This is a genomic window from Klebsiella sp. RCJ4, from assembly GCF_009025755.1.
Taxonomy (GTDB): Bacteria; Pseudomonadota; Gammaproteobacteria; order Enterobacterales; family Enterobacteriaceae; genus Klebsiella; species Klebsiella michiganensis.
This window is the reverse complement of record NZ_WCIN01000041.1, coordinates 111,983-133,545: the sequence shown is the minus strand read 5'-3', so window position 1 is coordinate 133,545 and position 21,563 is coordinate 111,983. Positions and strand designations below refer to the sequence as shown.

At 57.7% G+C, this 21,563-nt stretch carries 20 protein-coding genes and 1 pseudogene; 13 read left to right on the top strand and 8 right to left on the bottom strand.

The window, feature by feature from the left end:
- Positions 1-136: 136 nt before the first annotated feature.
- From eat to eutC, 3 genes are read left to right on the top strand one after another with little or no spacing between them, the layout of a single operon-like run.
- Positions 137-1,516, top strand: a complete 1,380-nt coding sequence (gene eat, locus F8562_RS19540) for an ethanolamine permease (RefSeq protein WP_004129501.1) — start codon at positions 137-139, stop codon at positions 1,514-1,516.
- Between the two features lie 11 nt (positions 1,517-1,527).
- Positions 1,528-2,916, top strand: coding sequence for an ethanolamine ammonia-lyase subunit EutB (locus F8562_RS19535; protein WP_004133738.1), 1,389 nt, complete (start codon positions 1,528-1,530; stop codon positions 2,914-2,916).
- Positions 2,913-3,689, top strand: coding sequence for an ethanolamine ammonia-lyase subunit EutC (gene eutC, locus F8562_RS19530; RefSeq protein WP_004099335.1), 777 nt, complete (start codon positions 2,913-2,915; stop codon positions 3,687-3,689). The genes F8562_RS19535 and eutC overlap by 4 nt, the downstream gene beginning before the upstream one ends.
- A gap of 260 nt (positions 3,690-3,949) precedes the next feature.
- Here the strand turns inward: eutC and F8562_RS29520 are convergent.
- Positions 3,950-4,030: pseudogene (locus F8562_RS29520) on the bottom strand (hypothetical protein); the annotation flags it as partial.
- Positions 4,031-4,279: 249 nt separating this feature from the next.
- On the opposite strand from F8562_RS29520, the gene F8562_RS19520 reads away from it, so the two are divergent.
- The 5 genes from F8562_RS19520 to F8562_RS19500 are packed head-to-tail and all read left to right on the top strand — an operon-like array spanning position 4,280 to position 8,812.
- Entirely contained in the window at positions 4,280-5,386 is a 1,107-nt protein-coding gene (locus tag F8562_RS19520; RefSeq protein WP_014837543.1) for an ABC transporter substrate-binding protein, read from the top strand.
- A 20-nt stretch (positions 5,387-5,406) separates the two neighbouring features.
- Positions 5,407-6,306: a branched-chain amino acid ABC transporter permease gene (locus tag F8562_RS19515; RefSeq protein ID WP_004099333.1), complete on the top strand. Its 900-nt coding sequence runs from the start codon at positions 5,407-5,409 to the stop codon at positions 6,304-6,306.
- Complete coding sequence (locus F8562_RS19510; protein ID WP_004848115.1) at positions 6,306-7,355, top strand: branched-chain amino acid ABC transporter permease; 1,050 nt, start codon at positions 6,306-6,308, stop codon at positions 7,353-7,355. Before F8562_RS19515 ends, F8562_RS19510 begins: the two co-directional genes overlap by 1 nt.
- A complete protein-coding gene (locus F8562_RS19505; protein ID WP_014228113.1) occupies positions 7,342-8,124 on the top strand; it encodes an ABC transporter ATP-binding protein in 783 nt (260 codons plus the stop codon). Before F8562_RS19510 ends, F8562_RS19505 begins: the two co-directional genes overlap by 14 nt.
- Positions 8,117-8,812: an ABC transporter ATP-binding protein gene (locus F8562_RS19500; protein ID WP_004848112.1), complete on the top strand. Its 696-nt coding sequence runs from the start codon at positions 8,117-8,119 to the stop codon at positions 8,810-8,812. The genes F8562_RS19505 and F8562_RS19500 overlap by 8 nt, the downstream gene beginning before the upstream one ends.
- A 107-nt stretch (positions 8,813-8,919) precedes the next feature.
- On the opposite strand, the gene F8562_RS19495 is transcribed toward F8562_RS19500, so the two are convergent.
- Positions 8,920-9,102: a hypothetical protein gene (locus F8562_RS19495; RefSeq protein WP_004129481.1), complete on the bottom strand. Its 183-nt coding sequence runs from the start codon at positions 9,100-9,102 to the stop codon at positions 8,920-8,922.
- Between the two features lie 722 nt (positions 9,103-9,824).
- Between F8562_RS19495 and F8562_RS19490 the strand changes: the two genes are divergently transcribed.
- Genes F8562_RS19490 through F8562_RS19475 form a run of 4 tightly spaced genes read left to right on the top strand, consistent with a single transcriptional unit; the run spans position 9,825 to position 12,888 of the window.
- The gene (locus F8562_RS19490) at positions 9,825-10,634 is read left to right on the top strand and encodes an ABC transporter substrate-binding protein (protein ID WP_004099328.1); all 810 of its coding nucleotides are present in this window, start codon (positions 9,825-9,827) and stop codon (positions 10,632-10,634) included.
- A 13-nt stretch (positions 10,635-10,647) separates the two neighbouring features.
- Entirely contained in the window at positions 10,648-11,466 is an 819-nt protein-coding gene (locus tag F8562_RS19485) for an amino acid ABC transporter ATP-binding protein (RefSeq protein ID WP_014837542.1), read from the top strand.
- Positions 11,463-12,215: an amino acid ABC transporter permease gene (locus F8562_RS19480; RefSeq protein ID WP_014228108.1), complete on the top strand. Its 753-nt coding sequence runs from the start codon at positions 11,463-11,465 to the stop codon at positions 12,213-12,215. The genes F8562_RS19485 and F8562_RS19480 overlap by 4 nt, the downstream gene beginning before the upstream one ends.
- Positions 12,205-12,888 carry an amino acid ABC transporter permease gene (locus tag F8562_RS19475; RefSeq protein WP_014837541.1) on the top strand — a complete coding sequence of 228 codons (684 nt, stop codon included), beginning with the start codon at positions 12,205-12,207 and terminating at the stop codon, positions 12,886-12,888. The genes F8562_RS19480 and F8562_RS19475 overlap by 11 nt, the downstream gene beginning before the upstream one ends.
- Before the next feature lie 27 nt (positions 12,889-12,915).
- Here the strand turns inward: F8562_RS19475 and F8562_RS19470 are convergent, their stop codons facing one another.
- The 6 genes from F8562_RS19470 to ecpR form a co-directional block, all read right to left on the bottom strand.
- Complete coding sequence (locus F8562_RS19470; RefSeq protein ID WP_014837540.1) at positions 12,916-13,620, bottom strand: molecular chaperone; 705 nt, start codon at positions 13,618-13,620, stop codon at positions 12,916-12,918.
- A complete protein-coding gene (gene ecpD, locus F8562_RS19465) occupies positions 13,589-15,202 on the bottom strand; it encodes a fimbrial adhesin EcpD (protein WP_224316626.1) in 1,614 nt (537 codons plus the stop codon). The genes F8562_RS19470 and ecpD overlap by 32 nt, the downstream gene beginning before the upstream one ends.
- 19 nt (positions 15,203-15,221) lie before the next feature.
- On the bottom strand, positions 15,222-17,747 hold the full coding sequence (locus tag F8562_RS19460) for a fimbrial biogenesis outer membrane usher protein (RefSeq protein WP_089046424.1): 2,526 nt from the start codon (positions 17,745-17,747) through the stop codon (positions 15,222-15,224).
- Positions 17,748-17,772: 25 nt separating this feature from the next.
- Positions 17,773-18,441, bottom strand: a complete 669-nt coding sequence (locus F8562_RS19455; RefSeq protein WP_094909190.1) for a hypothetical protein — start codon at positions 18,439-18,441, stop codon at positions 17,773-17,775.
- A gap of 59 nt (positions 18,442-18,500) precedes the next feature.
- A complete protein-coding gene (gene ecpA / locus F8562_RS19450) occupies positions 18,501-19,088 on the bottom strand; it encodes a common pilus major fimbrillin subunit EcpA (protein ID WP_014228102.1) in 588 nt (195 codons plus the stop codon).
- A 153-nt stretch (positions 19,089-19,241) separates the two neighbouring features.
- Entirely contained in the window at positions 19,242-19,784 is a 543-nt protein-coding gene (gene ecpR, locus F8562_RS19445) for an ECP biosynthesis operon DNA-binding transcriptional regulator EcpR (RefSeq protein ID WP_014228101.1), read from the bottom strand.
- 927 nt (positions 19,785-20,711) lie between these two features.
- Here ecpR and phnC point away from each other — a divergent pair.
- On the top strand, positions 20,712-21,554 hold the full coding sequence (gene phnC / locus F8562_RS19440) for a phosphonate ABC transporter ATP-binding protein (protein WP_014837535.1): 843 nt from the start codon (positions 20,712-20,714) through the stop codon (positions 21,552-21,554).
- Positions 21,555-21,563: the final 9 nt, after the last annotated feature.

Here is a 21,563-nt window from a genome sequence, read left to right as displayed (position 1 = left end):
CACGGCGACTCTCTCGCCGGGCGCAGTCTGCCCCTTTTTTGATCCTCGTTGGCGTAAACCGCCGCGTTTATCGGTGGTATGCCCTGGCATTCTCTTTGCAACCCTCCCGATATCTTTATCTGGCGAGGCAACGAACATGACAGAGCAAACCACAACGCTAAAAAGAACGCTCGGCAGTTTCCGCTTATGGGGGATCGCCGTTGGGCTGGTTATTTCCGGAGAGTATTTTGGCTGGAGCTACGGCTGGTCCCAGGCCGGGACGCTGGGCTTTATGATCGTCGCGCTGGCCATCGCCGCGATGTACTGCGCCTTTATTTTTAGCTTTACCGAGTTGACCACCGCCATTCCGCATGCGGGCGGGCCTTTTGCCTACGCCTACCGCGCCTTTGGCCCGACCGGCGGGTTTATCGCCGGCTTCGCGACCCTGATTGAATTCGTCTTCGCCCCGCCCGCCATCGCCATGGCCATCGGCGCCTATCTTAACGTGCAGTTTCCGGCGCTCGACCCCAAATGGGTGGCCTGCGGCGCCTACATCATCTTTATGACGCTGAATATTCTCGGCGTGGGTATCGCCGCGACCTTTGAGCTGGTGGTGACGTTATTAGCGATTTTCGAACTGCTGGTGTTTATGGGCGTTGTCGCGCCGGGCTTCTCCTGGAGCCACTTTACCGCTAACGGCTGGGCGGGCGCGGAGAGCTTCAGCGGCCTGGCGCTGCCGGGGATGTTTGCCGCCATCCCGTTCGCTATCTGGTTCTTTCTGGCGATTGAAGGCGCATCGATGGCCGCCGAAGAGGCGAAGGATCCGCAGCGCACCATTCCCCGGGCGCTGGGCGGCGGCATCCTGACCCTGACCGTGCTGGCGATTGGCGTGATGATTTTTGCCGGCGGCGTGGGCGACTGGCGAACCCTGGCCAATATTAACGACCCGCTGCCGCAGGCGATGAAAATGGTGGTCGGCAACAGCAGCGGCTGGCTGCATATGCTGGTGTGGCTGGGACTCTTCGGCCTGGTGGCCTCGTTCCACGGGATTATCATGGGCTACTCGCGGCAGATTTACTCGCTGGCGCGCGCGGGCTATCTCCCCGCCAGCCTGGCGACGCTGAACCGCCGCACCCGCACGCCGCATCTGGCGATCCTCGCCGGGGGCGTGGTGGGCATCGCCGCCATTTTCTCCGATTCGCTGATCACCATTAGCGGGATGCCGCTGACCGCCTGTATCGTCACGATGTCGGTATTTGGCGCTATTGTTATGTATATCACCTCGATGGCGGCGCTGTTTAAACTGCGCCGCAGCGAGCCGAAGCTGATTCGACCGTTCCGCGCGCCGCTCTATCCGTGGGCGCCGGCCTTCGCGCTGGCCATGGCGGTACTCTGCCTGGTGGCGATGGTCTGGTACAACACCCTGCTGGCGCTGATTTTCGCCGCCATGATGCTCGGCGGCTACCTGTGGTTTCGCAAGACCGCAGCGGCCCGCCAGCGCGCGGCGGTGGATCCGCAGCTGCGTACGGTCTCCTGAGGAGGCGACACATGTATAAAACCACGCTATCGGGCCAGGTATGGCGCTTTGATAGTCTGAAAACCTTGATGGCGAAGGCCTCCCCTGCGCGTTCCGGCGACGCGCTGGCGGGCGTTATCGCCGGCTCCGCCGAAGAGCGGATGGCGGCAAAAATGGCGCTGGCGGAGGTTCCGCTCACGGAGATTCTCGATAATCCGCTGATTCCCTACGAGCAGGATGAGGTGACCCGGCTGATCCTCGATACCCACGACGCCCGGGGCTTCGCGGCGATTCGCCACCTTACGGTCGGCGATTTTCGCGACTGGCTGCTCGACGACGCCACCGATGAAGCGGCGCTGCGCCAGGTCGCCCGCGCGATAACCCCGGAGATGGCCGCCGCGGTCAGCAAGCTGATGCGCAATCAGGATCTGATCCTCGCCGCCAGCAAATGCCGGGTCGTCACCCGTTTTCGCAATACCATCGGCCTGCCGGGGCGCCTGAGCGTGCGCCTGCAGCCCAATCACCCGACCGATGATATGAAAGGCATCGCCGCCAGCATGCTCGACGGCCTGCTGTACGGCGCCGGGGACGCGGTGATCGGCATCAATCCGGCCAGCGACAGCCTGCCGGTGCTGGCGCAGCTGAACCATATGCTTGACGATATTATTCAGCGCTTCGCCATCCCCACCCAGTCGTGCATTTTGACCCACGTCACCAACACCCTGCAGCTGATTGAGCGCGGCGCACCGGTGGATCTGGTGTTCCAGTCGGTGGCCGGTACCGAAGCCGCCAACAGCGGTTTCGGCATTAATCTGGCGCTGCTGCAGGAAGCGCGGGAAGCGGCGCTTAGCCTGAACCGCGGCACGCTGGGCAACAACGTGATGTATTTTGAAACCGGCCAGGGCAGCTGTCTTTCCGCCAACGCCCACCACGGCGTTGATCAGCAGACCTGCGAAGCCCGGGCCTATGCCGTCGCCCGCCATTTTGAACCGCTGCTGGTCAATACGGTGGTGGGCTTTATTGGCCCGGAGTATCTGTACGATGGTAAGCAGATTATCCGCGCCGGGCTGGAAGATCACTTCTGCGGCAAGCTGATGGGGCTGCCCATCGGCTGCGACGTTTGCTACACCAATCACGCCGAAGCGGATCAGGACGATATGGATACCCTGCTGACGCTGCTCTGCGCGGCCGGGCTGACCTTTTTGATCGGCGTTCCGGGGGCTGACGATATTATGCTCAACTACCAAAGCACCTCGTTCCACGATGCCCTTTACGCCCGCCGACTGCTGGGTTTACAGCATGCGCCTGAGTTCGCCGACTGGCTGACGAAGATGCAAATTATTGACCGTCACGGCGCGCTGCGTCTGACCGATGCCCGCCATCCGCTGCTTTCCGTCCTGCCACAAGGAGAACCGGTATGAATCCTCCCGACGCCTGGAACCCGCTGCGTGAGTTTACCGATGCGCGGATTGCGCTGGGGCGCAGCGGCGCCAGCCTGCCGACCCGCGAAGTGCTGAATTTCGGCCTCGCCCACGCCCGGGCGCGCGATGCCATTCACCAGCCTTTCGCCAGCGACCAGTTAGTCCAGCCGCTGGCGGAGCTGGGGCTGTCGACGCTGACCGTCCGCAGCGCCGCCAGCGATCGCCATGTCTATCTGAATCGCCCGGATCTGGGGCGACAGCTGAACGAAGAGAGCCGCGCCGACCTCGCCGCCAGCGGCGCGCGCCCCGCCGACCTGCTGCTGGTGATTGGCGACGGGCTGTCGTCGTACGCCGTGCAGCGCCAGGCGGTGCCGCTGATTCGCGCCCTGCTGCCCTATCTGAAAACCCTCGGCCTGAGCCTGGCCCCGGTGGTGCTGGCGCACCAGTCGCGGGTCGCGCTGGGCGATGATATAGGCGAAACGCTGAAGGCCAGAGCGGTGGCGATATTGATTGGCGAAAGGCCCGGGCTCTCCTCGCCGGATAGCCTCGGGGTGTATTTAACCTGGCAGCCGCATCGTCAGCGGCTGGAGTCGGAGCGCAACTGTATTTCTAATATCCGTCCGGAAGGACTGAGCTTTGATGCCGCCGCTTTTAAGCTGGCCTGGCTACTGGAGCAGGCCTTTTTGCGGCGGCTTACCGGAGTGCGCCTGAAAGACGAAAGCGATAATCCGGCGCTGCATGGAAAAATAAAACCGTTGAGCCAGTTAAAATAATAAGTCACGCGGGCAGCAGAATAGATTTTTAATATTATCGGGCGCACCTGAATATTATATTCGGGTGCGCGCTGAAATTGCGGGTTTTCCAGGCCGGGTAAGGCGTCAGCCGCCACCTGGCAAAATGCGCTCACCGTACCAATAACAGTATTTTCACCAGCCTTATGCCCTCTTCTGGAGGTAATAAGAATATTGCATGAGTAAAAACGAAACGGACGTTGTAAGGTAAATCTGCATACCAAATATATCTCGTTATCTATTCAACATAACAGCCAATAATTCGCCGGATACGCTGGCGAATTATGTCTCAATGTTATGCAGTCATTGATAGTTAAAGATATACCCAAAATAATTCGAGTTGCAGGACAAAACGGTTAACCGTTTTGAACAGCGCTTGCGCTGGCCCTGAAAGGGTGAGTCCCGTAGGGGCGAATCACGCGGCGACGCAGTGAATCCCCAGGAGCTTACTGAAGTAAGTGACTGGGGTGAGCGAGGAAAGCCAACGCACAAGCAACGTGAAGTATGAAGGGTATAAATAATCCACCGACGGCGAGGTAACAATGAACAAGTTTTCCGGGAAAGCGTCTTTAATGGCCACGCTGGTTGCCGCGTGGGTCGGTGCCAGCAGCGCGCAGGCGGCTGAAATTAAAATCGGCGTGGTCTTGCCGCTGAGCGGCGCGCTGAGCGGCTACGGTCAGCCTTCGCAAAAAGGGCTGGATATTATCCAGAGCATTACGCCGACGTTAAAAAACGGCGACACCGTGAAGCTTATCGTGATCGACGATAAGAGCGATAAGGTCGAAGCCGCTAACGCCATGCAGCGCCTGGTTTCCAGCGATAAAGTCGACGCGGTGATCGGCGAAGTCACCTCCTCCAATACCCTGGCGATGACCAAAATCGCCGACGACAGCAAAACGCCGCTGGTCTCCTCAACCGCGACCAACGACCGCGTTACCCGCAACCACCCTTACGTCAGCCGGGTCTGCTTCTCCGACAGCTTCCAGGGCGTGGTCGGCGCTAACCTCGCCTCGCGCGATCTGAAAGCCAAAACCGCCGCCATCGTCTTCGACAGCAGCAACGACTACTCCGTCGGCCTGGCGAAGGCCTTTCGCACGCAGTTCCTGAAAAACGGCGGCGCCATTCCTATCGAAGTTCAGGCTCCCGGCGGCAGCAAAGACTTTAAGGCCCAGCTGGCCAGCGTGAAGGCGAAGAACGTCGACATGATCTATATGCCGATCTACTACACCGAAGGGGCGCTGATCGCCGTACAGGCGAAGCAGCTGGGGCTGAGCAAGCCGGTGGTCGGCGGCGACGGGCTGGCGGCGGATCAGGTCTTTTTTGACGTCGGCAAAGACGCGGTCAACGGCTATATGACCACCGACTACTACTCGCCGAACGCCAAAGAGCAAACGCCGGCGGGCGAGGTGTTTATCAAAGCCTGGGAAGCCAAATACCAGCAGCCGACCCACACCTGGGGCGCGATGGCGGCGGACGCCTATAACGTCATTATCAACGCCATGAACCAGTGCAGCGACCCGCACGACCGGGTTTGCGTTAACGAAAAAATTCGCGCCACTAAGGACTTCCAGGGCGTAACCGGCACGCTGACGTTACAAAACGGCGACGCTATCCGCAGCGCGGTCATCAACGAAGTGAAGGATGGCAAGCTGGCGTTTCGTACCGTGGTTAATCCTTAAGGTTTTATAAGGGATATCAGATGGATGGTGCCATTTTTCTCCAGCAAGTGGTCAATGGAATGAGCCTTGGGGGCATGTACGCCCTGATTGCCATCGGTTATACGATGGTTTATGGGGTGCTGCGCCTGATCAACTTCGCCCATGCGGACGTAATGATGGTCGGGGCGTTTACCACCCTGTTTTTGTTTTCTTCCATTGGGCTACCCTTCGGGGTAGCCGTTTTCCTGACCCTCGCGCTGTGCGGCCTGTTCGGTATGCTGATCGACCGGGTGGCCTATCGCCCGCTGCGTCAGGCATCAAAAATCTCCATGCTGATCACCGCCATCGGCGTCAGCTTCTTCCTCGAAAACCTGTTCAACGTGCTGTTTGGCGGCAGCTCGCGCTTCTTTTCCGCACCGGAATTTTTCAACAACACCCGCGCCTTTGGTGACGTGATTATCACCAACGTGGCGTGGATCGTGCCGCTGATCACCGTCCTGCTGCTGCTGGCGATCCTCTGGCTGCTGTACCGCACCCGCTACGGGATGGCGATCCGCGCGGTGGCCTTCGACGTTAATACCGTGCGCCTGATGGGCATCGACGCCAACCGCATTATCTCGCTGGTGTTCGCCCTCGGCAGCAGCCTCGCGGCGCTGGGCGGGGTGTTCTACTCCATCAGCTATCCGACCATCGACCCGCTGATGGGCGTGCTGATCGGCCTGAAGGCCTTCGCCGCCGCGGTGCTCGGCGGAATCGGCAGCGTCACCGGCGCGGTGCTCGGCGGCTTTATTCTCGGCTTTACCGAGGTGGTGGCGGTCGCTCTGTTTCCCGAACTGGGCGGTTACAAAGACGCCTTTGCCTTTATGTTCTTGATTCTGGTCCTCTTGTTCCGCCCGGTTGGCATTATGGGCGATGAACGTCTGGAAAGGAGCCGTTTCTGATGCTCAACGCTACGACTACCGCCGGGGCGCAGCTGCGCAACCTGGTCATTATTGCTCTCTGCGTCGCGCTGCTGGCCGGGATCAACGTCGTCTTCAACGACTACATTATTCGCGTCATCAGCACCATTTTCGTCTTTATGATCCTCGCGGTCAGCTATAACCTGATCAACGGCGTGACCGGCCAGCTGTCGCTGGAGCCCAACGGCTTTGTGGCGGTCGGCGCTTACGTCACCGCCCTGCTGATCCTCCCCAGCGACAGTAAGCTGGATATGTTTGAGATGGCCGCCCCCAGCCCGTGGATCCTCGTGCTGCACGCCGGGTTCCTGCCCGCGCTGCTCATTAGCGGCCTGTGCGCGGCGGCGCTGGCGGTTTGCCTTGCCCTGCCGGTCTTCCGCGTGCGCGGCGACTACCTGGCGATTGTGACCCTCGGCTTCGGCTTTATCATTAAAATCCTCGCTATCAACAATCCGCAGATCACCAACGGCGCGATTGGCCTCAACGATATTCCGCAGCAGCCGCATCTCCTGTTCTGGTGCGGGCTGTTCGCCCTGCTGGCGACCGGGATGATTTTGCAGCTGGTGTGGTCGAAGTACGGGCGAATGATGAAAGCGGTGCGCGACGACGAAGACGCCGCTATCGCCATGGGCGTGAACACGTTTCGCATTAAAACCTGCGCCTTCGCCACCAGCGCCTTCTTCGAAGGGATCGGCGGCGGCCTGCTGGCCTCGCTGCTGACCACCATCTCGCCGGGCCTGTTCGACTTTATGCTCACCTTCCAGCTGCTGATTATTATCGTGCTCGGCGGCCTGGGCAGCACCACCGGCGCGCTGCTCGGCACCGTACTGGTGGTCGGCAGCGGCGAGTGGCTGCGCTTTCTCGACCAGCCGCTCCAGTTCTTCGGTCACGATCTCGGCGCGTATCCGGGCCTGCGGATGGTGGTGTTCTCGCTGCTGCTGCTGATCATCATGCTGTTCGCCCGCGAAGGTCTGCTGGGCAAAAAAGAGATTTGGCAAGTGGGCAAAAGGGGCCGCGGCTATGGCGCAAAATAAGGTCATTTTACAGGTGCAGGACGTGACCATGCAGTTCGGCGGCCTGCGGGCCATCGACAGCGTCAGTTTCCACGTCGACGAAGCGGAAATTTTTGGCCTGATTGGCCCCAACGGCGCGGGCAAAACCACGATGTTCAACGTCATCACCGCCAACTATAAGCCGACCAGCGGCAGCGTGACCCTGGCGGGAAAGTCGCTGAAGGGGCTGAAGCCGAACCGGGTGGTCAACGCCGGGATTGCCCGCACCTTTCAGAATATCCGCCTGTTCAACTCGATGACGGTATTAGAAAACGTGATGGTCGGCCTCGACAGCGCCAGCCGCTATTCGCTGCTGGAAGCGGCGCTGCATATTGGCCGCTACTTCCCCGCCGAGCGGGCGGCAAAGGCCAAAGCGATGGCGATTCTGGACGATATCGGTATCGCCCATTTCGCCGACGTGCAGGCCACCAACCTCAGCTACGGCAACCAGCGCAAGGTGGAGATCGCCCGCGCGCTGGCGACGTCGCCAAAATTACTGCTGCTCGACGAGCCCGCCGCCGGGATGAACCCGAAAGAGACGGAGGATCTGGCGGATCTGATCTTCCGCATGCGTAACGACTATCAGCTCAGCGTACTGCTGATCGAGCACGATATGCCGTTCGTCAACAAGCTGTGCGAGCGGGTGATGGTGCTGGAGTACGGCAAACCGCTGTTTAGCGGCCTGATGTCCGAAGCCATACAGGATCCGGACGTGATTTCCGCCTACCTGGGGGACGTTCGTTATGCTTAGCGCGCGCGAGTTAAAAGTGTTTTACGGCGTGATTCAGGGGCTGAAAGGGGTGGATATTGATATTCACGATCGGGAGATTGTGACCCTTATCGGCAGCAACGGTGCGGGGAAAACCTCCACCCTCAACGGGATCGTCAATCTGGTGCGTTCCACGGGGCGGGTCAATTTTCTCAACGAGGATATTTCCCGCAGCCAGACGCATCAGATTGTGCGTAAGGGGCTGGCGCTGGTGCCAGAAGGACGGCGCATCTTTACCAACCTGACCATCGAAGAAAATCTGCGCATGGGGGCCTACAACAATCTCGCCGGCTTTACCCGCCTGCGCGATCGCATGTACAGCCTGTTTCCCCGGCTGAAAGAGCGGCGCAGCCAGATGGCGGGAACCATGAGCGGCGGCGAGCAGCAGATGCTGGCGATCGCCAGAGCGTTGATGAGCGAGCCGGTACTGCTGATGCTCGATGAGCCAAGCCTCGGCCTGGCGCCGAAAATTGTCGGGGAGCTGTTTGCGACGATTAAGCAGCTGCGGGAAGAGAATATTACCGTGCTGCTGGTAGAGCAGAACGCCACGGCGGCGTTGACCATCGCCGATCGCGCCTATGTGCTGGAGAATGGGAAGATTATGCTCTCTGGTCCGGCGCCGGAGGTGCTGGCGAATCCGGAAATCAAACGGATGTATCTGGGGGGATAAAGCTGTTCAGGGCTGCGGCTTCGCTTCCTGCGTCGCCGCAACCGCAAACAGCCTCGCGCTACACAAAGCACACCTCGTTCCAGTAGGCTTCACGCGTCCTGCGCCGCTCAGTATGTTTTATCATGGCGAAACCACCTTGTTTCAACGTTGCCGAGCTCAATTCCGTAGAGACTGGCGACCGGTAATATTGCCTCCATGATGCGTTGGGTATCCTGCTGACCGGCTTCACCGCCGGATCCAGATAAAGAAGCCAGCCAGCCCGTTATGCGTTGCCACAGCGCCACTTTCATTTTTCTCCTCCGTCGGGAAGCATTTTTGCCTGTGTCTATTTCAACCACAGTTGACGGCGGGCGGGAAATATCAATTCCGGATTTGTAATTCTGTCGGGCGCATATTAGGGGCCTTTCCCGGATTGCGACGTAAACGTCTTATCCGGGCTACACGACCCCAGACGACTGAGGCCCCGTAGCCCAGCCAAGCGCAGCGCAGGCTGGGAAGGACCCGCAGCGTTTGCCGAAGCCTGATTTGTAATTCTATGCGTAAGGGTTCCGTTCACTCGCAATCTGCAGAAAATGCCTCACCGCTACCCGTGAACGGGTAAAGGGGGAGAAAACCGTCTCCCCCTTTACAATCCCCGCGGTCCCGCAAAGAAATCGGTGCTGCGCACTGCGCTCACCTCCCGGTCCTCAGCCTGCGGTCGGCTCAACTCGACATCGCTGTCTCGATTCGCCTCTGGCCGCCATCCCTGGCGGCCAGCCCTTGTCTTCCGACCTCCGGTTCGCCGATTTCAGCGGGCACCAGGGCATCGCTGCGAGTCTTGTGATTTCAGAAAGATACCAATAGCTGACGGAATGTCTCCCCAGTTTGGTAGCACAGTGCCGGTTAAACAATATCCACAACTTTGTTAAGTTCTTTTTCGTTATAGATAAGAACTTTTTCTTCTTTGCCGCCGACGGGCGATTTGTGGGAGCGTGATAAACACAAAACAAAACAGGGATTCAGGGGAATAACAATGCGCATTGCAAAAACAAAAATCGCGCTGGCGCTGGGCATGCTGGTGCTCGCCGCGCAGGCTCAGGCCGATCAACTAGCCGATATCAAAGCCGCCGGCGTGGTCAAAGTCGCCACCTTCGACGCCAACCCGCCGTTCGGCTCGGTAGACCCGAAAACGCATAAAATCGTCGGCTACGACGTGGACTTCGCCGAAGCGCTGGCAAAATCGCTCGGCGTCAAGCTGGAGCTGGTCGCCACCAACCCGGCCAACCGCATTCCGCTGCTGCAGTCCGGTAAGGCCGACCTGATCGTCGCCGATATTACCATCACCCCGGAACGCGCCCAGGTGATTGATTTCTCAACGCCTTACTTCGTGACCGGCCAGCAGTTCCTCGTCCCGGCAAAATCGCCGGATAAGCTCGATGATTACAGCAAAGCGCGCATCGGCGCGGTAAAAGGCACCACCGGGGAGCAGGCGCTGCATCAGCGTTTCCCGCAGTCGCGCGTGCTCTCTTATGACGATATTCCGCTGGCGCTGACCGCCCTGCGCAACGGCAACGTGCAGGCCATCACTCAGGACAGCACCATCCTCGCCGGACTGCTGGCGGAAGCGCCGGACAAGGCGAACTTCAAAATCATCCCCGACCTGCTGAGCAAAGAAGAGATTGGCGTCGGCGTGAAGAAAGGCGAACCGGCCCTGCTGAAAGCGGTCAATGACGAGCTGGTCAAGCTGGAGAAATCCGGTGAAGCGGCCAAAATTTACGACGTCTGGTTTGGCCCGAGCACCAAAACCCCGCAGCCGCGCGCCTTTACTATCGAAGCGAAATAAGCAGAGAAAGATGATGTTATCGGCTCTATTTTCACGCTCCGCGGCATCGTCCGCGGATTTTTCGCATCTGCAGCGCGCCAGCATTGAGTTTCGCGATGTCGCCAAAAGCTACGGCGACCATCGGGTGCTGAACGGCGTAAATTTACAGGTTGAACCCGGCGAAGTGGTGGCGATCCTCGGCCCTTCGGGATCCGGCAAATCAACCCTGATCCGCCTGATCAATCAGCTGGAATCCCTTAGCGGCGGCGAGATTCTGATCGACGGCAAACCGACGCGCCAGCTTACCGGCAGCGCCCTGCGCCAGCTGCGCAGCCGGGTCGGCTTCGTTTTTCAGCAGTTTAATCTCTACGCCCACCTGACGGCGCAGGAGAATATTACCCTCGCGCTGGAACGCGTTCACGGCTGGAGCAAAAGCGCCGCCCGCGAGCGCTCGCTGGCGCTGCTCAGCCAGGTTGGCCTGGCGGATAAAGCCCGGCAGATGCCTGCCCAGCTCTCGGGCGGTCAGCAGCAGCGGGTGGCGATCGCCCGCGCCCTCGCCTCCTCGCCGCAGATCATTCTGTTCGATGAACCCACGTCGGCGCTGGACCCGGAGATGATCGGCGAAGTGCTGCAGGTCATGAAAACCCTCGCCCACAGCGGGATCACCATGGTGGTGGTGACCCACGAGATGCAGTTCGCCCGCGAGATTGCCGATCGGGTGGTGTTTATCGACGGCGGCGATATTCTCGAAGTCGCGCCGCCGGCCGAGTTTTTCGCCCGGCCGCAGCACGCCCGCACCCGCCGTTTCCTGCAGAAGGTGCTCGATCCGCTGCACCAGGAGAGTGAGGCGTGATCCCACATCTCGACTGGCATGGCGTGCTGAGCGGGCAGCCGCTGCAGTGGATCATCTCCGGTTTTCTCACCACCGTCTGGGTCAGCGTCGCGGGGATGATTCTGGCGACCGTGCTGGCCGTCCTGCTGCTGGCGCTGCGTCTCGGGGGCGGCAGGCCCGGCCGCTGGCTGGTGGCGGCCTGGGTTTCACTGTTCCGCAATACGCCGCTGCTGGTCCAGCTGCTGTTCTGGTATTTTGCCGCCTGGAATCTGCTGCCGCTGGGGGCGCGAGATTTTATCAACGACGACCACAGCTGGTCGATTCTGCCGGGCAACGTCTGGTGGCTGACGCCGGAATTTCTCTGCTCAATGTGGGGACTCGGGGTCTTTACTTCGGCGTTTCTGATCGAAGAGATCGCCTCCGGGCTGCGCGCCGTTAGCCACGGCCAGCGGGAAGCGGCGCTGTCGCAGGGGTTTACGCCGTGGCAGGAGCTGCGCCACATTCTGCTGCCGCAGGGGCTGGCTAACGCCTGGCAGCCGATTATCGGCCAGTATCTGAACCTGATGAAGCTCTCCTCGCTGGCGAGCGGTATCGGCTTCGCCGAACTGACCTATCAGGTGCGGCAAATCGAGAGCTACAACGCGCATGCGCTGGAGGCGTTTGCCGTCGGCACCGCGCTGTATCTGGCGCTTGGGGTGCTCATGGGCGTGGCGCTGACGCGTCTCGGTCCGGGAAGGGATCAGCAAAGGAGAGCCGGCTATGAACGCTAACCTGGCGGTTATCGTTGATAACCTCGATTATCTGCTGTGGGGACGGCTGGCGGACGGTATTCCCGGCGGCGTGGTGCTGACGCTGCTGATGGCTATCGGCGCCGCCGCGCTGGCGCTGCCGGGGGGCGTGCTGCTGGCGGCCATCGCCTGGCGCTACGACGGGATCGTGCGGCGGCTGCTCTTCCTGTGGGCGGAGATTATTCGCGGCATCCCGCTGATCTTCGTCATTTTCTGGCTGTGGTATCTGCTCCCCATGCTCACCGGCAGCGACCTGCCGGGCGCGGTCACCGTCACGGTGGCGCTGGCGTGGTTTACCGCCGCGTCGGTGATGCACTCGGTGCTGGCGGGCCTGCAATCGCTGCCCCGCGGGCAGTACGAAGCGGCGCTGACCCAGGGTTTTGCCCCCGGGCAGACGCTGCGCCTTATTCTGCTGCCGCAGGCTCTGCGCAACGTTCAGCCCTCGCTGGTAGGGATATTTATCGGGCTGCTCAAAGACACGTCGCTGGCGTTTATCGTCAACGTGCCGGAACTGACCACCGTCGCCGGGCAGGTCAATAACCGGGTGCAGATTTACCCGCTGGCGATATTTGTCTTTACCGGCGCGGTTTATTATCTGCTGTGCTGCGGCCTGAGCCTGCTGGCGAACCGCCGCTATGCCGGGCGTACGGTTTAGCGACGAAGCGCGAAAAAAGCTGCCCGGTTAGTTCACCGGGCAGTCTTTGGTCATTTTTATAAATTTATCGTTATAGATGATGTAGTGGTTCCCCGGTTGGCGCAGCGAGGCCTGGCGAACAACGTCCCCGGGCCGTAAATACCATGCATCCCCTTCCTCTTCCGTCGTATCGCACCCGGGCTTGATCAGCAGCTTAAACCAGGTATTCCCGGTATTGCTGACGGTGCCCGCCGCCCGATCGTAGGCCCACTTGAACCGTACCTCGCGCGGGCGCACAACCAGAATCGTGTCCATCACCACCACCGGATCCATACTCACCTCGGTACCGCTTTTATTGCGCATCACGTAATTGCGGGTGGGTATTTCACGAAAGGAGACCCGGTAATAGCGCTCACGGTCATCTTTCGGGCCGTGGTAGTAAAACTTAAAATACTCGCTCTCCCCCGCCTGCAGGGTAAGCTGACGCGGGGCAAACAGCAGCTCGCCGTCCGCCGGGCGAGAACGCACCTCTTTGCCGCCGGGGCGGTCGATAGCGACAATAGAAACCCGATACAACCGGGCGCTTTTATTGTTATTAATCACCCGTTTAGACGCGAAGTTATCTTCCGCCGCCAGCGAGAAAGTTAAATTACCCACCGAGATGGCCTGCGCCGCGGTCGCGAAGCCGAGCGACAGCAGGCAGATAAGCATCCGCAGCAAATTAGTTAATGTTACGCCACGTCGCCTGAACATGAATTTCTCCTGAAGCACTCACTTCACCAAACCAGCCGTTATCTTCCACCGTGCGCAGCGATATCGGGTTATCCATCGGAATGGAAAACGTTACCGTCGTTTTGTCCATCTGACCGACGTCGCCGGAGATATCCGTCCACGGCGTGGTTAACCACAGCGCGTCGGTCATATCGCGCCAGGTATCATCGCATCCGGCATCGTAGGTTTTGATGGTCCCGGTCTGGGTGGTAAACGCCAGCGTCGCCGGGAACGGTACTCTCGACGTGCCGTCGGGTGAACTAAAAATACAGTATAAACGTCCGCCGATCGCCTGCGTTGGCCCGGTCACTTTAATGAGCACTTCATCGGCGGCGGTTTTGCCGCTGGTGGTGACAATATAGCCAAAGTCCAGCGACGGCTCGCCGCTGCCCACGTAGCCTTCGCGCGTCGGCGCCGAAATGTACTCATCGGAAATAATGCTGATGCTGAAGTCGCGCGGTTTAATAATCAGGGTGTTGGAGGTCGAAAACTCGTACCAGCCTGACTCCGGCGAGGTGGTGTTATAGAAACGGAAATTAAACAGGTCTTTGGTGTTCACGTCGCTGATGCCCAGCGTGACCATCTGCTTAAAAAAGTTGCTCGAGAAAAATACGTAAACCGAGTCAGATGATTTCATCTCATTAAACGTATAGTACAGGGAGATGCCGCTCACCGGCTTCCATGAATTCCCATCCAGGCTGAACTGCATATCATAACTTCCGACCGCGGAAGCCAGCGCCGAGTTGCTGATTGCCGGGAAAATATGAATTGAGGTATTACTCAGGCCATTGTGCTGCAAATTGTAGTTCACCATTTTGCAGCTCAGACCGGAACGGGAGCCGATAGTCTGGGTGCGGCAGTCGGCGTTCCCCTCGCCCAGCGTCGGGACCCCGTCGCTGTTGATAAAGACTTCCGCCAGCGCATGGGTGTTAATCAGCTTCAGGTTTGCCGCTTTAGTATGGGTGACTTTACGCACGTACCAGCTTCCTGAAGCCTGATCTTTACAGCGCGCGCCGCTGGTTGCGTCATAGTTCACCGAAGTCTGACAGGAGTTGATGGTCATCGAGAAACTGCTGCCCACCGACATCTGCTGCAGATACTGGTAGAAAGCGTCGGACATCATGCCGTGCATCCACTTTTGTCCGCCGGAGGTCACCGTCGCGCCGTAGAAACCGCTGGCATCGCTGGTTTGCGGCAGAATCAGGCTGGTGGCCATGTCGCAGCCCGCATACCAGTTGATACAGCGCAGCCCCTGTAACGGATGAGATGTGGGGGAGTTATCCAGCCACATATCAAACTTCCAGTTGGCAATCAGGCCGGTGTTATAGCCATTGTCGATATAGCCCAGGCTCTGCTGATAAATGGTGCCCGAGCCGTTATATTTCAGCCCGGTCCAGCGGTTAGCCCCGGTCATTCGCGGGTCCAGCGCGCCGCCCGGGGTAACAAAGAAGTTATCGTCCGAGTTGTTTTCCACGAAAACAAACTGCATGGCCGCCGCATCCGGCCAGGTGGTTTTGGTGACCGCGGCGTTGACCCGCGTCACGCACAGCGCCGCCGTGAACATCACTAAACATGCCAGCCATTTAGCTTTCATTACCTTCTCCTGTCTGCTGCGTGCGGGCATAAGTGGAGAGGCCGCTACAGACCACATCGCCCACCCACACCGCGCCGCGCGCCTGGCTCAGCTCCAGCGCCACTTCGCAGCTCTGGTTTTTACCGTAACTGAAATCGATGGTGGGATATTTTTTATCCACGTCCATCACAAACTCACCGTTCTCATCGGTGCGGGTACGACCGATATGGTTATTAATCCGCGCGTTAGCCAGCAGCGTGCCGTCTTCCGCGCGGATACGCCCGGAGACCGTCACCATCTGCTTCACTTCCGGCTCAATCACCGCCACGTTGCCCGGATAAAGGGTCAACTGGCTCTTACGCCCGGTCACGATATCGTAGCTATCGAGCGAGTTTTTACTGTTCTGCAGCTCCACTTCATAACGGCTGTACGGCGACAGCGGCAGGTAATTACGGTTGCCGGAGAGCTGCACAATGCGGCCGTTAACCTTGGCGCTGAGCTTGCCGTCATCCTCAAGGCCGGTTTTGAAAATCACCCCGGCGTTGCCGTCGGTGCGGCCGCTGGCGGCGATATTTTTCCCCTGCCAGCCCACGCTGCCGTTGGCGGTCAGGTTGGTGTTCACATAGCCATCAACGCCGCTGTTCACATTCAGCGTACCGGTGGAGTAGCGGGTATCAAACTGAGCATACGCGCCGCCGCTGAGGGTTTTGTCATCGCCGGTATCGCCGGAAATGGCGCGCGAAACGTTCGCGCCGATGGTGCGAATACTGCCTTCATCAAACTGTTTACGCGCCGACAGGTTGGCCATGGTGTAACCGTTCTGGTGCGTCATCCCGGCGCTGAACCAGTTGCCGAGCGGCAGCGAGAAATCGAGCGCAATATATTTCCCGGTGCTGGCGCTGCTGTCGCCGTTATTAAAGCGCTGTACGCCCGCGCGCAGGCCCAGCGATCCCCATGAGCCGGTGTAAAGCGTCTGGTAGTAATCCGCCGTGTAGTAATGGCTGTTATAGCGGCGGTCGTCGTTATAGCTGATGCTGAAGGTACCCAGCTTTGACCAGAGTGAATTGAGGTTCAGCGTGCCGCCGATGGCCCGGTTGTCGGCATTACTGCGCCGTATACGGTCGCCAATCTGCGTTTTTTCCTGGTTGACCCACACCGAACTAAAGCCGCCGGGCAGCGTGGCGCTGATGCTGCCGATGCTACTCCAGGAGCTGTCGCTGGCCAGCATATTCTGCAGGTTCACGTTAATGGACTCGCCGATCGGCAGGGTCAGGCGCGTCTCGGCGACGGCGTTGTTATCATAGCCGTAGCCGGTGGCCGCCCAGCTTAAGGTACTGAACGACCCGGAGGCCGAGGCCCCCGCCAGCCAGCTATCTTTTGCCGGAAGCGTTTTTTTACCGCTTTCGGACCAGCGATCCATATGGAAGCTGCCGCCCCAGAATTGCCAGGCCAGCGGCGCACCGGCCCCGCGTCCGCGGCTGAACAATTTATTGACCCGCTGGGTGCGTTTGCTGACCACCCGGCCGTTCACAATCACTTCAACATCGACATCATAAATCCCGTACGGCAGGCCGCGGGTGTCGACTTCATGGTTACCCATGGCAAAGTTCTGCACGCTCATCAGGCGTCCGTCGCGGGTCAGATGGACTTCCCCGGCGGCGGGTAAAAAGGCGACCACCGGGGTGGCCGACTGGGTGTTATCGAACACCGTCGAACTGGCCTGGTTGCCCCACGAAGCGCCGTAGATCTTCCCTGCCGAAACGGCGGTCATCGGGCCAAGGGACTGTAAATTCCAGGTATCCAGCATCCCGCCCGCAAAGCGGTGACCGGCAAAGTCGCGTTCATACATCGCTTTATAGACGTCGCTGTCCTGATTGCCGGAGCCAATACCGTAAAGCGAGCCGTCCAGCACCACGTGGTGCTCGCGCAGCGCGGTGACGTTGTTCAGCGACAGATAGCTGGAGGTGTTATTGCCGCCGTTGCGCATCTGGTTGTTATAGACCCCGAGGTTATAGTTCAGGGTGCTGCTAAGGGTGTTGACGCTGGACTGACCGATATCTTCGCTGCGCGAGCGCAGCACCGTACCCAGCGCCTCTTTTTTTACCACCAGCTGCAGGAGCAGCTGGCGCAGGCTGAGCTGTAGCCGGGCGTCATCCGTCAGGCTAATGTTAAGATCTTTGCTGAAAGCTTCATTGGCCAGCGCGGTCAGCTGTTTGCGGGTCTGCTCGCTGACGGTGGCGTTATTATCGTTTTCTTCCAGCTGAATTTGCCGAACGCGCAGAACGCCATTATCCAGCCAGATAAAGGCATTGCCGATCCGCTGATCGTCCTGGGTACCGGTGCTGCCTTCAAGATGAATAAACAGTGGGATGCTCATTCCGTCCTGCAGCGCCTGGCTGAAGGCCTGAGGGATAATCACGCCGCCGATTTGCTGTACTTTGTCGGTGGCGGCAGTGACGCTAAACGGAACCAGCAAAATGACCATGCCGGAGGCAAGGAGTGTTTTTAATCCTGGAGCGTTCCCTGGTAGAGCCATAATGTTGATCCGTCAGAAGAAATGTCTATTTCACGGGAACAAACTGCTCGCCCTGCCAGAGCGCGACCCGTCCTTTTTTATCCGCCACATTTACGCGCGTGAAGCGCCGTTCTTTTCCCGGCATCAGGAAATAATTTTCCTTGCACTCTTTACCGTCAGCCGGCTTCAGACACGGGCCGTAGGCAAGAATGCGCAACGTCGCGTTACCGGTATTGACCAGCGTGCCGTTGGCGTACTGATAGCGGAAATTGGCTTTTCTTGGCGCGACCACCAGGATGGTGCCGATCCGCGCCGAGGCCGTCGCTACCGCGCTGCGGGTCGAGCCATTGCGCTGGGCATCGCTGAGCGCCTGATCGAACCAGACAATGCGGTAATAGCGTTCTTTATCGTCCGCCGGGCCTTTGTAGAAAAAGCGGATCACGTCGCTGGCCTTCGCGGGCAGCAGCAGACTGGCGGGGGTCAGTAAAATCTCGTCCTGCTGATCCATCGGGATCACCTTGCCACCGTCCAGCGGCGAAGAGAGGCGTTCCATATGGATGTTAATTAAGCGACCGCTGTCGGTCGTGTTCTTGATCTCTTTGCTCAGCGTGCTGCTGCCGCTGTTCATAAATGAAGAGATATCGCCCACATCCAGCGCCAGGGCTGGCGTCATTGTGCTGAGCAACAGGCCGATGGCCAGAATGTGTTTTTTCATATGAATTCAATCCGTGAAATAAGGCAGGGGGAGCCCCCCTGCCTGGTGCTACGAGAGGATCAGCTGGTCCAGGTCGCGTCGAACTGTACGCTGACGTCGCCGCTCCAGATACCTTCCGGCAGAGCGCTGTAGTCAGTAACGGCAGTGGTGCCATCGGTGGTGCCGCTGATGATGGAGAACGTGAAGCCGTCCTGAGCGGTGGTGCGACCGGCGACGTTATAGCCGTTAGACAGCGCGCTGAGGTTGCCGCCCAGGATGCCCGCCGCGGTGTCGATCATGGTGGTGTCAGCCGTTTTTTCGACCGCAGCGCCGTTGTAGTCAACGCCCACGCTCAGGGTGGAACCAGAGGTATCCAGCTGAGTCAGGGTGTTGGTGATCAGACGAGAGGTCAGTTTGAATGCGGTCGCGGTGGCGTCGCCTTCGATAGCCACATCAAACAGGCCTTTCTGTGAGTTAAAGCCTTTAATCCCTTCGGCATACTGGAAAGCCAGGCTGCCCAGCGGAGTCACCACCAGCTTGCTGGTAGTGTCTTTTTTGGCGGTTGCGGACCAGGTAGCGACTGCCTGAGCAGTAACGTCAGCTGCCTGAGCGACACCCATACCGGCAAACGCGGTTACCAGAGCAATTGCAAGAACCTTTTTTTTCATAGCTTTTTCATCCTGAGTTTATTAAGGGACCTGATGTCCCACGTCTGTGTGCATTCCCGCCATAGTTCAGGCCGCATCATTATTATCTGCGACGCAAATTATTTTGGGTGTTACGACCCGGTGCACAATTTTAAAAACAACGTTTATTACTAATTACAGCGCTAACTTATATATCTTTGAATACAGTTTGGCCTCGGCATTTCGTCGATGGGTATAAACCGTTTTCACACTACAATTTTCAATCTTGGCAATAGATTTCGGGTGCATTCCCTGTGCCGTCATCCGAATTATTTGCATTTCCCTGTTGGTAATTTTGTCTTTCTTTATATCTTTACGTAGAAAACGGCCGTTGATAACGTATGCCAGCTCCTGACGAATATCCTTGGCTAAGTCCACATAGACCACGCCACGAATAGCACCATTGTAATACCAGTAGTTGGCCAGCGCTTCCGAGCGCCTCGCGGCAATTAATACAATTTGCTTGCCTTTCATTTCAGCCAGCCACTCGCTATCGCGGCGGATAAAATAGTTCAGCGAACTGGCGCTAAGATTAATAAATACAAACTCCCGGCGTACCTTTTCAAGCGACAGGTAAATCAGGTCATCAATATCAATAATTAGCTCAGCGAGTCCTTTTAAAAAATAGCTGTCATGCGCTGGCCAGATGCACTGGTCCAAAGAATATTTATAATCCATATAAAGTTAAACCCCATAGTCCTGGAAATCTTGAACGTATCGCAACACTGCTGATAGCCCAGGCCTGCAAAGTCTAAGTCAGCAAATTCCCTCTTTAATATATTCAATCAAAATTCAAAATAGTATTGCTAGAGATAAAGAGCACTAAATGACTTGCTTGTTTCTTGTGTTACCAAATTTAGGATTTTTCTCCATGTGTGTCAATAAGTGCGCAAAGGGCTAATTACCGACCAGGTCAATTTAAGTCAGAAGAATAAAAATAAGGATATTGAGTTAAACACAAAAACCATTGGTTTTCATACGGTTATTGGTGGGATATGCGTAGATTCTTAAGTGAATATTATATGTTCCAGGATCTTAGCCATTAGTTGTTAAGACTATTCTTAATCGCACTTTTATTTAAAAAAGCGAAAAAACCGAACAAATTCAAAAAATAAGAATATAAAACCAATAAACAACACAAAATCAGTGGTTAATTTCATTAATTAGCGTAAATAATGGAATTACACGCCGCACAAAAGGGATAGTCACCGACTAAAAATTTTCCGCCGCGAATCGTAATCCAGTACCTGAAGATTATCTACTCGGTTAAACCGACTCAGATATAAGAATTGCACGAGCGTCCAGAGTCGTCCCGTTGTACCCGCGGCGATAGCATTACCCGGCTAATGTCGCATAAAACGCGTCATCTTTATCAGATGAAATACGTATCATTATTAATCTCATGCGCTATCGCGTATTAAAGGTAGGCAGAGTATTCTCAGATGCCCGATTGCTAATGCAAAAGTGTGATCCATGACGAATTTTTTTTCCAACAAATAGGCCAGCTTTCGCATCCGTTCACTATTTGTTCGCCTTACTGTCATCCGGCAGTCATATAAAACACCATTAATAGTGCCCAGTTTACTGACGAACCTGGACGCATTTATGAACAGTTCCCTGGCTGCGGTGGCAGAAACCGATTATCAACCGTTTACGCCGCCCTTTATCGACCGGCAGCGTAAGGTCCTGAGCGTACGCAACCTGAGCAAATCCTACAGCGCGCAGCAAACCGTACTGGACGGCATCAGTTTCGATCTTCATGCGGGCGAGCTGGTTGGCGTCATTGGCCGCTCCGGCGCCGGAAAGTCAACGCTTCTGCACGTACTGAACGGTACCCACAGCGCCAGCGACGGCGAGATCCTCAGCTATCCGGAAGTGGGTACGCCGCAGGACGTATCAAAGCTGTCGGGCCGCGCGCTAAACGCCTGGCGCAGCCAGTGCGGCATGATCTTTCAGGATTTCTGCCTGGTCCCGCGTCTCGACGTTTTGACCAACGTGCTGCTGGGTCGCCTGAGCCAGACCTCCACCCTGAAATCATTATTCAAAGTTTTCCCCGACGCGGACCGCGCCCGCGCCATCTCCCTGCTGGAATGGATGAATATGCTGCCGCATGCGCTACAGCGGGCGGAAAACCTCTCCGGCGGCCAGATGCAGCGCGTGGCGATTTGCCGGGCGCTGATGCAAAACCCGGGTATTTTGCTGGCCGATGAACCGGTCGCTTCCCTCGACCCGAAAAATACGCAGCGGATTATGAATGTCCTGCGCGAAATTAGCGAACAGGGTATCAGCGTGATGGTAAACCTGCATTCGGTGGAGCTGGTGCGTGAATATTGCACGCGGGTCATCGGCGTAGCCAAGGGCAAGATTATTTTTGACGATCATCCCACGCAGCTGAATCAGGATATTCTGCATCGGCTGTACGGCGATGAAATTAGCCAATTGCATTAAATTTCACTC

What these genes read in the sequence shown, in the direction of transcription:
- ecpA (WP_014228102.1), bottom strand. Translation starts at nt 19,088, where the DNA reads ATGAAAAAAAAGGTTCTTGCAATTGCTCTGGTAACCGCGTTTGCCGGT.
- eat (WP_004129501.1), top strand. Translation starts at nt 137, where the DNA reads ATGACAGAGCAAACCACAACGCTAAAAAGAACGCTCGGCAGTTTCCGC.
- ecpR (WP_014228101.1), bottom strand. Translation starts at nt 19,784, where the DNA reads ATGGATTATAAATATTCTTTGGACCAGTGCATCTGGCCAGCGCATGAC.
- F8562_RS19500 (WP_004848112.1), top strand. Translation starts at nt 8,117, where the DNA reads ATGCTTAGCGCGCGCGAGTTAAAAGTGTTTTACGGCGTGATTCAGGGG.
- F8562_RS19495 (WP_004129481.1), bottom strand. Translation starts at nt 9,102, where the DNA reads ATGAAAGTGGCGCTGTGGCAACGCATAACGGGCTGGCTGGCTTCTTTA.
- F8562_RS19455 (WP_094909190.1), bottom strand. Translation starts at nt 18,441, where the DNA reads ATGAAAAAACACATTCTGGCCATCGGCCTGTTGCTCAGCACAATGACG.
- ecpD (WP_224316626.1), bottom strand. Translation starts at nt 15,202, where the DNA reads ATGTTCACGGCGGCGCTGTGCGTGACGCGGGTCAACGCCGCGGTCACC.
- F8562_RS19475 (WP_014837541.1), top strand. Translation starts at nt 12,205, where the DNA reads ATGAACGCTAACCTGGCGGTTATCGTTGATAACCTCGATTATCTGCTG.
- eutC (WP_004099335.1), top strand. Translation starts at nt 2,913, where the DNA reads ATGAATCCTCCCGACGCCTGGAACCCGCTGCGTGAGTTTACCGATGCG.
- phnC (WP_014837535.1), top strand. Translation starts at nt 20,712, where the DNA reads ATGAACAGTTCCCTGGCTGCGGTGGCAGAAACCGATTATCAACCGTTT.
- F8562_RS19505 (WP_014228113.1), top strand. Translation starts at nt 7,342, where the DNA reads ATGGCGCAAAATAAGGTCATTTTACAGGTGCAGGACGTGACCATGCAG.
- F8562_RS19535 (WP_004133738.1), top strand. Translation starts at nt 1,528, where the DNA reads ATGTATAAAACCACGCTATCGGGCCAGGTATGGCGCTTTGATAGTCTG.
- F8562_RS19510 (WP_004848115.1), top strand. Translation starts at nt 6,306, where the DNA reads ATGCTCAACGCTACGACTACCGCCGGGGCGCAGCTGCGCAACCTGGTC.
- F8562_RS19490 (WP_004099328.1), top strand. Translation starts at nt 9,825, where the DNA reads ATGCGCATTGCAAAAACAAAAATCGCGCTGGCGCTGGGCATGCTGGTG.
- F8562_RS19460 (WP_089046424.1), bottom strand. Translation starts at nt 17,747, where the DNA reads ATGGCTCTACCAGGGAACGCTCCAGGATTAAAAACACTCCTTGCCTCC.
- F8562_RS19520 (WP_014837543.1), top strand. Translation starts at nt 4,280, where the DNA reads ATGGCCACGCTGGTTGCCGCGTGGGTCGGTGCCAGCAGCGCGCAGGCG.
- F8562_RS19485 (WP_014837542.1), top strand. Translation starts at nt 10,648, where the DNA reads ATGTTATCGGCTCTATTTTCACGCTCCGCGGCATCGTCCGCGGATTTT.
- F8562_RS19470 (WP_014837540.1), bottom strand. Translation starts at nt 13,620, where the DNA reads ATGTTCAGGCGACGTGGCGTAACATTAACTAATTTGCTGCGGATGCTT.
- F8562_RS19515 (WP_004099333.1), top strand. Translation starts at nt 5,407, where the DNA reads ATGGATGGTGCCATTTTTCTCCAGCAAGTGGTCAATGGAATGAGCCTT.